The sequence below is a fragment of the Haloarcula rubra genome, assembly GCF_019599465.1.
Taxonomy (GTDB): domain Archaea; phylum Halobacteriota; class Halobacteria; order Halobacteriales; family Haloarculaceae; genus Haloarcula; species Haloarcula rubra.
Genome location: NZ_RKLR01000001.1, coordinates 812,250 through 824,531, shown reverse-complemented (window position 1 = coordinate 824,531; position 12,282 = coordinate 812,250). Strand labels below are relative to the sequence as shown.

General features: G+C 67.9%; 10 protein-coding genes. 4 read left to right on the top strand and 6 right to left on the bottom strand.

Annotated elements, in window-relative coordinates:
• Positions 1–4: 4 nt before the first annotated feature.
• Positions 5–433 carry an arsenate-mycothiol transferase ArsC gene (locus tag EGH21_RS04395; protein ID WP_220617235.1) on the bottom strand — a complete coding sequence of 143 codons (429 nt, stop codon included), beginning with the start codon at positions 431–433 and terminating at the stop codon, positions 5–7.
• Positions 434–738: 305 nt separating this feature from the next.
• On the opposite strand from EGH21_RS04395, the gene EGH21_RS04390 reads away from it, so the two are divergent.
• From EGH21_RS04390 to mutS, 3 genes are all read left to right on the top strand, one after another.
• Positions 739–5,415 (top strand): multicopper oxidase domain-containing protein, encoded by a 4,677-nt coding sequence (locus EGH21_RS04390; protein WP_220617234.1) that lies wholly within the window; start codon positions 739–741, stop codon positions 5,413–5,415.
• A 228-nt stretch (positions 5,416–5,643) separates the two neighbouring features.
• On the top strand, positions 5,644–6,192 hold the full coding sequence (locus tag EGH21_RS04385) for a hypothetical protein (RefSeq protein ID WP_220617233.1): 549 nt from the start codon (positions 5,644–5,646) through the stop codon (positions 6,190–6,192).
• Between the two features lie 51 nt (positions 6,193–6,243).
• Positions 6,244–8,943, top strand: coding sequence for a DNA mismatch repair protein MutS (mutS, locus tag EGH21_RS04380; RefSeq protein ID WP_220617232.1), 2,700 nt, complete (start codon positions 6,244–6,246; stop codon positions 8,941–8,943).
• Between the two features lie 39 nt (positions 8,944–8,982).
• On the opposite strand, the gene EGH21_RS04375 is transcribed toward mutS, so the two are convergent.
• The 5 genes from EGH21_RS04375 to EGH21_RS04355 form a co-directional block, all read right to left on the bottom strand.
• A complete protein-coding gene (locus tag EGH21_RS04375; RefSeq protein ID WP_220617231.1) occupies positions 8,983–9,273 on the bottom strand; it encodes an SUI1 family translation initiation factor in 291 nt (96 codons plus the stop codon).
• 95 nt (positions 9,274–9,368) lie between these two features.
• Positions 9,369–9,761 (bottom strand): hypothetical protein, encoded by a 393-nt coding sequence (locus tag EGH21_RS04370; protein WP_220617230.1) that lies wholly within the window; start codon positions 9,759–9,761, stop codon positions 9,369–9,371.
• A 1-nt stretch (position 9,762) separates the two neighbouring features.
• Positions 9,763–10,245 (bottom strand): DUF7992 family protein, encoded by a 483-nt coding sequence (locus tag EGH21_RS04365; protein WP_220617229.1) that lies wholly within the window; start codon positions 10,243–10,245, stop codon positions 9,763–9,765.
• A gap of 112 nt (positions 10,246–10,357) precedes the next feature.
• Complete coding sequence (locus tag EGH21_RS04360; RefSeq protein WP_220617228.1) at positions 10,358–10,954, bottom strand: class I SAM-dependent methyltransferase; 597 nt, start codon at positions 10,952–10,954, stop codon at positions 10,358–10,360.
• Between the two features lie 57 nt (positions 10,955–11,011).
• Positions 11,012–11,521 carry a hypothetical protein gene (locus tag EGH21_RS04355; RefSeq protein WP_220617227.1) on the bottom strand — a complete coding sequence of 170 codons (510 nt, stop codon included), beginning with the start codon at positions 11,519–11,521 and terminating at the stop codon, positions 11,012–11,014.
• A gap of 150 nt (positions 11,522–11,671) precedes the next feature.
• Here EGH21_RS04355 and EGH21_RS04350 point away from each other — a divergent pair, with 150 nt between their 5' ends.
• The gene (locus tag EGH21_RS04350) at positions 11,672–12,280 is read left to right on the top strand and encodes a DUF4397 domain-containing protein (RefSeq protein WP_220617226.1); all 609 of its coding nucleotides are present in this window, start codon (positions 11,672–11,674) and stop codon (positions 12,278–12,280) included.
• Positions 12,281–12,282: the final 2 nt, after the last annotated feature.

Here is a 12,282-nt window from a genome sequence, read left to right as displayed (position 1 = left end):
CCGCTTAAGCCGCTTCTAACTGGGATTCGACGTCGTCGAACACGTCGGCGACTCGGTGGCGCACCTCGTCCCGAATCGCGCGGACGGCCTCGGCGTCCCGCCCGTCCGGGTCGTCCAGCGCCCAGTCGCGGACCTCGACGTCGGTCGAGAGCGAGAGGGTCGAACACCCCATCGTGACGACGAGGTCGCAGGCGTCCAGTTCCTCGGTCGAGACGTGGCGCGGGGTCCGCTCGGAGAGGTCGACGTCGAGTTCCCGCATGGTTTCGACGACCTCCGGGTGGACGCGGTCCGCGGGGTCGGTGCCGCCGGTGACGATTTCGACGTGGTCGCCGAGCCCGCGTTCGGCGACCTCCCGTTCGGCGAAGGCCGTCGACATCTGGGAACGGCCGGCGTTCTGTACGCAGACGAAGGCGACGCGGAACGTTTCGGTCATGATTGTGTGGACCGGGCGGTGCCCGTCGTTCGGGACCAGTCGTCCGGCCTGTACCCTGCCGTTTCGAAGACGGCTAAATGGTGTTGTCGGTGCAGTACGGTCTATATACCGCTACTGAGCACTATCTTCGGACCGTTCGCTGCGGTCTCTGTCGACCGCCCGACGCCACTCTCTGCGTGGCATCGTCCCGCACCACATCGCTGTCCGGTATCTCACACACCGTGTCTCCGCTCAACGTGTTAGTAGCTCGTTACGACTGGAAACGGGGTCGTTACCAATCCCGTGGCGTATGGGAGGGAAGACGAATGTCATCGAACTCGGACGACACTGACACACCGACCGACGTGGCTCCGGTCGAGCGCCGGACGTTCGTTCAGGGACTCGGAGTGCTCCCCCTCTCGACGACGCTGTTCGACGGTGACGACGACTCACAGACCGCCCGCTCACAGAACCGACCGAACGGCGGTCGGACCCGGCAATTCACCGTCCACGCGGTCGAGGTGGACATCTTCTACAACCGGTTCGGCCTCCACCAACCGAACGGCGTGATGTACGTTCTGGAGGAGAACCTCGACGCCGTGCGCGCGGCGTCGGGCGTCGCCCCCGACGACGGCTTCTCGCTGGTCGACGAGGAGACGGAGACGACCCAGACGGACTCGAACTCCGGACAGGGACGGGGTCGGGGACCACCGGACGACGACGCAGACGGAGACGAGGTCGACACCTCGGTCATCGAACCGCTGGTCATCCGGGCCAACGAGGGAGACACGATACAGATACGCTTCGTGAACCATCTCGACCGGCACGCCTCGATGCACCAGACGGCCCTGCCGTACAACGTGCGGACGTCCGACGGGATGGCCGTCGGCCTGAATCCCGACACGACCGCACCGCCGGGCGACACCGTCCAGTACCGGTGGGAGGCGACCCACACGGGGACGCACTTCTTCTACGACGGGGCCAATCAGGCCGTCGACAGCGCCGACGAACCGCCCCAGGAGGCGAACCTCCTCTCGCGTGGGCTGTTCGGCGCCATCGTCGTCGAACCCGAGGGAGCGACGTGGACCGACCCCGAAACCGGCGGGGAACTCCGGAGCGGGACGCGGGCGGTCATCCACGACCCCGACGGGCTCGGGACGACCTACCGGGAGTTCGTCCCGTTCTACCACACGCCCGAGGGGATGAAACCCGAGGTATTCTGGCCCGACAGCGACGAACCGCAGACGATACACGCCATCAACTACCGGGCGGACCCGCTCGGCCAGCGCGACGACGAGTTCTACAACTCCTGGACCAACGGGGACCCCGGTGGGGGCGACAACGTCTTCGAGACGTACAAGGGCGACCCGGTGAAGTACACCTTCGTCGGGGCCTCGCTGGAGGAGAACCACGTCCATCACCTCCACCAGTCCCGCTGGAAGGAGGTGCCCCGGACGGCATCCGACACCATCGACGCCCAGACCATCGGCCTCGGGGACACGTACGATGCGTACCTCGTCGCCGGCCACGGCCCCGGGACACTTCGCCCGGGCACTAGTTTCGAGGACGCGTTCGAGGTCGGTGCGGGCTACGTCCACCAGTCGGCGGGCGACGTCCTCTTCCATTGCCACCTGTTCCCCCACTACGCCGAGGGGATGTGGGCCATCATGCGCATCCACGACGAGGTGCAACCAGACCTGGTGCCGCTCCCGAACTCCAGCGGCCTCGTCGGCCCGGACGACGACACGCCGGGATACCCGGAGTTCGTCGCCGACGCCATCCGCGATGTGTACGACCTCGGCCCGGACGAGAGTCCTATCGGCAATCTGCCCCCGAAACCGCCGCTCTCGTCGGTGGATAACCCACGTCAACCGACCGACGTCGAAGAACAGGTGTTCGGTCCGGCAGAGGACATCGTTCCCGGCGCGCCGTACGCCGACCCGTGTACCAGTCCCGAACCCGAACGCATCGTCGAGTACACCATCGTGGTGACGCGACCGGGCAACGAGAACGGAATCGTCTACAACGATTCGGGCGACTACGACCCGGAGGCGCTGGTCTACGTCCTCGACCGGGTGCAAATCAAGGACCCCGACGGGACCGTTCAGGAGACTATCGACGTCGACGACGCCGACCTCCTCCGGAACGGCGACCTGAACCCCGAACCGCTGTTCGTCCGGGCCAACGTCGGCGACTGCGTGGAGGTCCGACTGCAGAACGAACTGGAAGAGGGATTCCCGACGTCGGTCCACCCGCACTTCGTCGGATTCGACCAGTTGGGGTCGGAGTCGGTCACGACGGGGTTCAACTACGAGCAGTCGACCGACCCCGGCGACACGATGCAGTACCGCTGGTACGCCGACGAGGAGGGCGCCATCTTCTTCCACGACCACATCATCGGCGTCTCGGAGGGCATGCACGGCCTGTTCTGCGGTCTCATCGTCGAACCGAAGGGGTCGGAGTGGCTGGACCCGTACTCGGGCGACCCACTCTACAGCGGCGCACAGGCCATCATCGACCCGCCGGAGAGCGAGGCCTTCCGCGAACAGGCGCTCCACTACCACGACTTCGCGCAGTTGCGGGACGGTGACACGGGCGAGTTCGTCAACCCCGACGAGGAGCACAACCAGAACGCCGGGACGATGGCCATCAACTACCGGAACTCGCCGTTCTACCACCGCGACGACGAGGACCCGGCGTACGTCCACAGTTCGAAAACTCACGGCGACCCCGAGACGCCGGTCCTGGAGGCGTACGCTGGCGACCCGCTCAGGCTCCGACTGTTCCAGGGGTCCTACGAGGAACAGCACAACTTCGGTCTCCAGGGCCTCCAGTTCGACCCGGAGGGGTTCGCACAGCAGGACTCCGTCTCGCAGGTCATCGGCACCTCGGAGGCGTTCACGTTCAGAGTCTCGTCGTCGGAGACCGACCCCGGCTTCGACCACATCACGAACCCGGACGGCCTGCCGGTGCGGGACTACCGGTACGGCTCGAACACCATCGACGACATGTGGACTGGGATGTGGGGGCTAGCCCGCGTCTGGGACGCCCAGGTGGACCACCTTCAGACCCTCCCCGGCCAAGACGCACCGAGCGAGTCCATCTCCGAGGCTCAACTCGAGGCGATGGGACACCCGGCGCCGTTCGCCGATTTCGACTGGGCCGCGGAGGGACAGCGAGCCAAACTCCGCTATGCCAGCGACGACGACCGAGCGTTTCCGCCGGACCGGGACGCCCGCCAGAACGGAAGCATCGGGGAGATTCCACCGGCACCCGACGACGCCGGCGACCCCTGTCCCGACGACGCCCCGGTGCGGTCGTTCGACGTGACGGCGTTTCAGGTGGACATCCCGTACAACGACTACGGCGACCACGACGAGTACGGCGTCGTCTTCGCGCTCGACCGCTACGTCGACGAGATAAAGAACGGCGAACGCCCGGTCGAACCGCTGACGCTCCACGCCAACGATGGCGACTGCATCGAGATAAACCTCACCAACGACCTGCCCGAGGACCCTAACGACGACCACCCGCACCCGAAGATGCGCGTCTCGCAGGACTGGGACCGCTCGGAGCGCATCTCGTTACACCCGCTCCTGCTCGACTACGACGTCAACGGCTCGAACGGGTCGACGGTCGGATTCAACTACGATACCACGGTCGACCGGGGCGAGACCGTCACCTACCGCTGGTTCGCCAGCGGCGAGGTGGGAACCTCGATCCTGTGGGACATGGCCGACATCCGCAGCACCCGTCATCACGGTGCCTTCGGTCAGCTGGTTATCGAGCCACGGGATTCGGTGACGCTCGACAACCGAACTGGCGAAGTCAGCGTCACGAGTGCGGCGTCGATGATTGATACCGGAAACGGCGAACCGGACTTCCGCGAGAACGCGCTCATCTTCGCCGACGGACAGTTCATCCTGAACCGGGACGACCCCGACGACTGCGTGGTGCCGCCGGGCCCGGACATCGAGAACCCGGACGCCCCCTGCACCCAACTCGGCGACACCGAGGACCAGGGGTACGGCGGCGTCAACTACCGCTCGGAACCGTTCGTCCGCCGGTTCGAGAACAACGACGCCCAGCACCTCGTCTACAGTTCGCGCGTCCACGGCGACCCGAACACGCCTATCTGGAAGGCGCTCACCGACGACCCCGTCCGGTTCCGGGTCGCAAGCGGCGCCGACAAAGCCCGGGCGGTCGCGTTCCACCTCGCAGACCATCAGTGGCAGCGCTTCCAAGGCGTCGACGAGTCGCCCGTCATCGGCGTCGACGGGCAACTCAGCCCCGGAAAGGCCGAGACGTTCAGCCTGCTCGGTGGAGCAGGTGGGTTAGGGAGCGGCAGCGGCAACGGTGACTACATCTATCAGGAGACGAAGCAGCGCCGCCGCCTCGAAGCGGGCCTGTGGGGCATCTTCCGTGTCCGACAGCAACCGGACCGGTTCCCCGACGAAGCCATCCAGCCGTTGCCCGACCGGGCGGGGAACGTCCCGCTGTCCGGGCGACCCGGCTACGTCGTGCAGGTGGGCGACGTGACCGGCACGGGCCAGCAGGACGTGGTCGTCGGCGTTCCCGAGAGCGAAATCGGCGCGGTGAACGCCGGTGCGGTCTACGTGTTCACCGACACGAACCCGAGCGAAGTCACGAACCTCGCCGACGCGACGCTCCAGTTGCTCGGGACGACGACGGGCGAGCGGGTCGGCTCCGTCGTCCGGCTCCAGCCGCGACAGGGCGAGAGCGCGAGCGACATCGTCGTCGAGACGGATTCGGGTTCGGAGTTCGTCGTCGCCGGCGGCGAATCCCTCCGTGACCTCGTCGACTCGCCGCCGGGGTCCGACGTGGCCGAGTTCGTCCGCCGGACGACTAACACGCGGGTCGAGGCCGTCGCCGCGTTCGCCGACGTCGCGACCCCGATGGACGGCGACACGACCGGGAACGGCAGCGGAAACGGAAACGAGACGACGACCGACGGCCAGGGCGGCACCCAGACCGACAGCTAACTCGGTCGGCGGCGCCAAGTCACGCCGACCGCTCCCGCAATCCCTGCGCCGGTGACTACTCGACGCGGTTCTCGAGGTCACACTCCGTGAATACCTCTTCGGCGAACGCGGTCGATAGCTGCTCGCGGCCCGCGTTCTGTACGGAGACGACCACGCGGAGGGGGGCTGTCGTGGCCTGAATATCTCGGGACCAGCAACGTTATATTCAATACCTGAATTCTCAAGCGCATGACCGACGACCCTCGCTACGACCGCCGCGGATTTCTCTCGCTGGTCGGTGTCGCGGCACTCGCTGGCTGTTCCGACTCGCTGCCGACGGTCGGTCCGACGCCGACGTCGACACCGACCGTCGCGCTGTTCGAGGCACACCCGGAGACACTGGTCCTCACCCGCGGGGAACTCCCGTCGGGGGCGACGTGGGAGCAGAGTCCCTCGAATCGCCGGGACGATACGTTCAGCGTCGGCTACGAGGTGTTCGTCGACGGCGACCGCTCCCACCAGATAAGTCTGGGCCTCTCCCGACGGACGAGCGTCGACGGCGCCGTCTTCGACCACGACAACCTCGTCGAGCTATACCGTGAGGAGGACGACGCCACCGCCACGGCCCTCCAGTACGGCGACGAGGGCACGCTCGTGACCTTCGGCGACGAAGCGCACGCCATCGTCACCTACCGCAACCTCTCGCTCAACGTCGGCCTGTACGACGACGGGCCGCTGGAGAGTCTCCGGGACGTCACCGAACTCCAGGTCGAGAAACTGGAGCGACTGGCGCCGTAGAGTCGCGCCGCTCCCGCAATCCTTACCCCGGGGACGGACAGAGGAACGGCTATGACAGAGGCGACGGGTATCGTCGGGGAGTTCCTCTCGCTCAAGGAGGAGACCGACGCCGACGTGCTGACGATGCAGTGTGGCGACTTCTACGAGTTCTTCGCCGACGACGCCGAACTGGTGGCCGAGGAACTGGACCTGAAGGTGAGCCAGAAGTCCTCCCACGGGTCGTCGTACCCGATGGCCGGCGTCCCCGTCGACGACTTGACGCCGTACGTCTCCGCGCTGGTCGAACGGGGGTACCGCGTCGCCGTCGCCGACCAACACGAGACGGCCGACGGCCACGCCCGCGAGATAACGCGCGTGGTGACGCCCGGGACACACCTCGAAACCGGTGACGCTTCCGCACAGTACCTCGCCGCCGTCGTCCGGCAGTCCTCCCGCGACGGCGACACCTACGGACTGGCCTTCGCCGACGTGACGACCGGCCAGTTTCAGGTCACGCAACTCGACGACGCCGACCCCGGCGCCGTCCTCACCGAACTGTACACCTTCGCCCCGGCGGAGGTCCTGCCCGGCCCCGACCTGCGGAACGACGACGACTTTCTGGACGCCCTCTCGGAGCGCTCCGACGCTGCCGTGAGCCTCCACGCGACGGAGTCGTTCGCGCCCGGCCGGGCCCGCCACCGGGTACGCGAGCAGTTCGGCGCCGAGACGCTGTCGAGCGTGGGCATCGCCGACGACGACGCGGCTATCGCCGCCGCCGGTGCGGTCCTCTCGTACGTCGAAGAGACCGGCGTCGGGACGCTCGCCGCCGTCACGCGGTTACAGGCCTACGGCGCCCGCGAACACGTCGCGCTGGACGCGACCACCCAGCGGAACCTCGAACTCACCGAGACGATGCAGGGCGGGAAGTCGGGGTCGCTGTTCGACACCGTCGACCACACCACGACGGCCGCCGGCGGGCGACTCCTCCGCCGGTGGCTCCAGCGCCCCCGCCGTGACCGGGGGGAACTCCACCGCCGGCAGTCCTCCGTGGCGGCGCTGACCCGCGAGGCGATGGCCCGCGAGACCATCCGAGAGACCCTCTCGGACGCCTACGACCTCGAACGACTGGCCTCCCGTGCCACCTCCGGGAGCGCCGACGCCCGGGACCTCCGGGCCGCCCAGGAGACGCTGGCACTGCTCCCGCAGGTCGCCGACGCCGTCGAGCAGACCGAGCGACTGGCCGAGTCGCCGCTGGCCGACGCGCTCTCGGGCGCGGACCGCGAGGCCGCCGCCGACCTCGCCGCCGAACTGGACGCAGCGCTCGTCGAGGACCCGCCGGGGACGGTCACGCAGGGCGGCCTGTTCCGGCGGGGCTACGACGACAGTCTGGACGAGATTATCGACGACCACGAGAGCGCGCTGGAGTGGCTGGAGACCCTGCCCGACCGCGAGAAAGAGCGCACCGGCATCACCCACCTCTCGGTCGACCGCAACAAGACCGACGGCTACTACATTCAGGTCGGGAAGTCCGAGACGGACAGCGTCCCCGAGGAGTACGAGGAGATAAAGACGCTGAAGAACTCGAAACGCTACACCATCCCCGAACTCGACGAGAAAGAGCGGGCGGTCCTGCGACTGGAGGAGCGCCGCCACGAGATGGAGTACGACCTGTTCGAGGACCTCCGACAACGGGTGGCCGAACACGCGACGCTCATGCAGGACGTGGGTCGGACGCTCGCCGAAATCGACGCGCTGGCGTCGCTGGCCGTCCACGCCGTCGAGAACGACTGGACGCGGCCGGACGTGACCGACGGCGAGGAACTGTCCATCGAGGCCGGTCGCCACCCCGTCGTCGAGCAGACCACCGAGTTCGTCCCGAACGACCTCTTTCTGGACCGCGACCGGCAGTTCCTCGTCGTCACCGGTCCCAACATGAGCGGGAAGTCGACGTACATGCGACAGGCCGCGCTCATCACGCTACTGGCGCAGGCGGGGAGTTTCGTCCCGGCGCGGGACGCCACCGTGGGCCTCGTCGACGGCATCTACACCCGCGTCGGCGCACTCGACGAACTCGCGCAGGGTCGCTCGACGTTCATGGTCGAGATGCAGGAACTGTCGAACATCCTCCACTCCGCGACAGAGGACTCGCTGGTGATTCTGGACGAAGTCGGCCGCGGGACGGCGACGTTCGACGGCATCTCCATCGCGTGGGCGGCGACGGAGTACCTCCACAACGAGGTACGCGCGAAGACGCTGTTCGCCACGCACTACCACGAACTGACGACGCTGGCGGACCACCTCGAACGCGTCGAGAACGTCCACGTCGCCGTCGCCGGCGAACCGGAGTCGGCGGGCGAGGACGGCGTGACGTTCCTCAGAACCGTCAGGGACGGACCGACCGACCGGAGCTACGGGATTCACGTCGCCGACATGGCCGGCGTCCCCGGGCCGGTGGTCGACCGCTCGCAGGAGGTACTGGACCGCCTGCGCGAGGAGAAGGCCATCGAGGCTCGCGGGAGCGGCGGTGGCGGGACGAAACAGGCCGTCTTCGACCTCTCCTCGGGGACGTTCGGCGGCGGGTCGGCAGACAGTGAGCGTGCGAGCGCCGACGGCGGTGGGGCCGCTACCACGACGGACGCCCTCGCAGAGCGATTCGGCGAGGACGCCGAGGACGTGCTCGCGGCCCTCTCGGACGTCGACGTCGACGAGACGCCGCCGGTCGAACTGATGGCGAAAGTCCAGCAGTGGCAGGACGAACTGGCCGAGGAGTGACTCGGGTAAAAAATACGCTCGGGGTGACCGTCAGCGGTCTCAGGTGGTCTGGAAGCCGCTCTCGGCGAGGAGTTCTCGGACGCGGTCGGCGTGGTCGCCCTGGAGTTCGATACGTCCCTCTTTGACCGTTCCACCGGTCCCGAGCGACGATTTCAGGTCGGAGGCGAGCGACTCGACGTCGGTGTCGCCGTCGAACCCCTCCACTAGCACCATCTGCTTGCCGTAGCGGCGTTCGTCGGTCCTGACCGACAGGCGCTGTGTCGCCCGGTCTAAGTCGGCGGTCGGGTCGTCGGGGACGTCGAGGTTCTCGAACGGATCGTTGTCAGACACTATAGCACTCCTGTTAGGCGGCCGGGCGAGAAGACCGTGTCGTCGGCGAGCGCCGAACTCGACGGGGTCGTGGGCCGGTGTAACCGCGCCACCGGCTACCGTTGGGCGGCCAGTTCCCGCCGAAGGACGGCGACGCCGCCTCCCGTCGCCAGGAGGCCCACAGTGCCGTAGGAGAGCCACTGTGCCAGTCCGATGGGTGCGGTGCGGAGCGACTGGTGCCGTTCCTGTCGGTACTCCTCGTAGGTCGTGTTCTCACACCGCTGTACGTGCGTCTCGTTCAGCGTCGTCTCGCGCATTCCGAGGCCGCCGTCGACGAGGCGGGTCTGCCCCGCCAACTCGTCACATCCCCGTCTGTACGCCTCGAAGTCGTCGCGGGTGACCGCCGTCGTGAGGTCCGCGTAGACGAGGGCGCCGAGCGTTCCGACGCCGAACAGCGTGATGGCCACCGCGACGACCACGCCCGCCCGAACCGGCCTCACCGCGACCACGCTACTCCTCGCGGTCGTCGTAGTCGAACGTCTCCTCGGTCGCGTCGTCCTCGAAGAAGCCGAACGTCTCGTCGTCCCGCAGGAGGTAGTCGTTCTCCAGCATCTCCGAGACGACGCGACCGAGCGAGTCCAGTTCCGACTCTATCTCGTCTACGTCGTCGGTGTCGAGTTCGTCGCGGGCCTCGTCGGGTAGGGCCGGGGCCCGGTAGCCCACCTCGTCGGTGGCGGGGTCCCAGTAGAAGTCGAACCCCTCGACGAGGTCGTGTTCGACGACGACGTCGAAGTCGGGGGCCGTCAGACCGGTCTGGGTCGTCCACTCCTCGAAGGCGTCGTGCCACGCACCGTCGGCGAGGATGCGCTCTATCTCCTCGCGGCGGTAGTCGTCTTCGACCTCTTCCTCCGGCTCGTCGATGGCCTGATACCCGCCCCGTGGCTGTGGGCCGCGGAGCGACGGCGGGTCCGGAACCGAGACGTCGAGCGCCATGTTCTCGTGTAGACCACCCAACTAGAAATACGCACCGCCGGGAAGGGGTGTGCCGGTGGGCTGACGACGCTGCCCGGTTGGGGCCTTCGCGCCGGCGACGCCGCGACCGCCGTCACCCCAGTCGCGCGAACGCGAACTCCGTCGACGTGCCCAGCGGGTCGTCGGCCGTCTCGGTCCACACCTCGGAGAACCCCGCCGCGCGTAACTGGTCGAGCGTCGCCTGCCGCCCGGGCGCGGAGAAGAACATCGACCCGCCCATCCACCCCCGGCGGACGGTCTCGAACCGGCCGGTCGGGAGCGTCGTGAGGACGAGACCGCCCGGCCGGAGGACGCGGGCGAACTCCCGGTACACCTCGGGGTGGCGCTCACGCGGGACGTGGAAGACGGCGTGGTAGGCCGTGACGCCGTCGACGCTGTCGTCGGCGACCGGGAGCGCGGTCATGTCCCCCTGCACCAGTCGCGCGCCGGGGACCGTCTCCGTCGCCAGCTCCAGCCCTCGGCGGGAGAAGTCGAGGCCGACACTCCCCGGCGGGAGGTTCGCCAGCGTGCGCGCGCCGTCGCCACATCCCACGTCCAGCACGGTCGGGTTCTGCGGCAGTTCGGCCAGCAAGTCCGCGACGAGGGCGGCGTCGGACCCGCTCGGGTCGCGCCGCTGTGCGTACGTCTCGGCGACGTCGTCCCACGCTCGCCGTATCTCGTCCGGGTCCATACCGGCCAGTAGGGCCCCAGCGGTATCAGCGCCGCGGGGCCCGCGGGCGAGCGAACGCTAACTCTCCAGGACGGACTTCGGTCGCTTGAGGTAGAACTCCTGTTCGCTCACGCGCTCGTAGACGTCGTACAGCGTCTGGACGGCGTCCGGGTCGGGCGCGAACCGGACGTGCGGCGCGACGTGGTAGGCCTTGCAACTGGTCAGGAAGAAGTACAGCGTCCGGTGGTGGGCGGGCGTGGCGTCGACGACGCCCATCGCCTTCCCGCCGAGGTCGTCCGAGAAGTCGTTGAGCATCGCGGCGATGTCGTCGTGTAACTGCTCGTCGGGTCGTTTGAGCGTCGTCCCGAACGTCTGCTCGAGGAACTCGCTCGTCGCCCGGAAGAACGGGTTCGAATCGACGCCGCTGGGGTCGACGTCGGCGAACCGCTCGTACAGCGACAGTACCGTCGACAGTTCCGCCTCGGTGACCGCCACCGGTCGCACCGGGTCCCCCTGACCGAGGGTGTACTCCGGGAACGAGTGAGCGGTCGGGTCTGGAACCTGCCCGAACACCTGTTCGAGGTCCATAGTCGGGGTAGGACCGCGAGCCGTCTAACTGTTCTGTGGTATCGTGTACCACGGTAGGTTGGGGGTGCGTTCGGTTCCCCGGCCTTACCCGACCCTATCAGCCCCATAACGAAACACGCCGCCGGTGTCGAACCGGCAGGTGAGCCAGACATGGCAGACAGTACGCAACTGCGCATCGGACACTGCTGTCCGGACGCGCCGAACGTGGACGTCGGCGTCGACGGGACGACCCGGTTCGAGGAGGTCGAGTACGCGACGCTGAGCGACTACGCGCCCGTCGACCCCGGCGACCACGAGGTGGCCATCGCCCCCGCGGGGAGTACCGCCACCGTCGTCGAGCGGACCGTCTCGCTGTCGCCGGACACCGCGTACACGGTGCTGGCGACGGGGCTGATAACCGACATCGAGGCGACGCTCCTCCGCGACGACACCGGCGAGGTGCCCGCGGACGTCGCACACCTCCGACTCGTCCACACGTCGCCGGACGCACCGAGCATCTCGCTCGACGTCGGCGAAGCGGCGGACGTCGTCGGGCGCGTCGACTTCCGCGAGGCCAGCGACTACCGCCCGGTCGAGGCCGGCACGTACGACCTGTCGTTCCGACCGACGGACCGCGGCAGGGTCGAACTCGAACTCGACGGCATCTCTTTCGAGGGTGGGACCGCCTACTCGGCCATCGCACTCGGGCAGTTGGAGGCCGGGACGCTCGCCGCCGTCGTCGAGGCGGACGCGGTCGAACTGGTCGCCCCCGAGGAGTGAAC

What these genes read in the sequence shown, in the direction of transcription:
- EGH21_RS04385 (WP_220617233.1), top strand. Translation starts at nt 5,644, where the DNA reads ATGACCGACGACCCTCGCTACGACCGCCGCGGATTTCTCTCGCTGGTC.
- EGH21_RS04355 (WP_220617227.1), bottom strand. Translation starts at nt 11,521, where the DNA reads ATGGACCTCGAACAGGTGTTCGGGCAGGTTCCAGACCCGACCGCTCAC.
- mutS (WP_220617232.1), top strand. Translation starts at nt 6,244, where the DNA reads ATGACAGAGGCGACGGGTATCGTCGGGGAGTTCCTCTCGCTCAAGGAG.
- EGH21_RS04350 (WP_220617226.1), top strand. Translation starts at nt 11,672, where the DNA reads ATGGCAGACAGTACGCAACTGCGCATCGGACACTGCTGTCCGGACGCG.
- EGH21_RS04360 (WP_220617228.1), bottom strand. Translation starts at nt 10,954, where the DNA reads ATGGACCCGGACGAGATACGGCGAGCGTGGGACGACGTCGCCGAGACG.
- EGH21_RS04365 (WP_220617229.1), bottom strand. Translation starts at nt 10,245, where the DNA reads ATGGCGCTCGACGTCTCGGTTCCGGACCCGCCGTCGCTCCGCGGCCCA.
- EGH21_RS04395 (WP_220617235.1), bottom strand. Translation starts at nt 433, where the DNA reads ATGACCGAAACGTTCCGCGTCGCCTTCGTCTGCGTACAGAACGCCGGC.
- EGH21_RS04390 (WP_220617234.1), top strand. Translation starts at nt 739, where the DNA reads ATGTCATCGAACTCGGACGACACTGACACACCGACCGACGTGGCTCCG.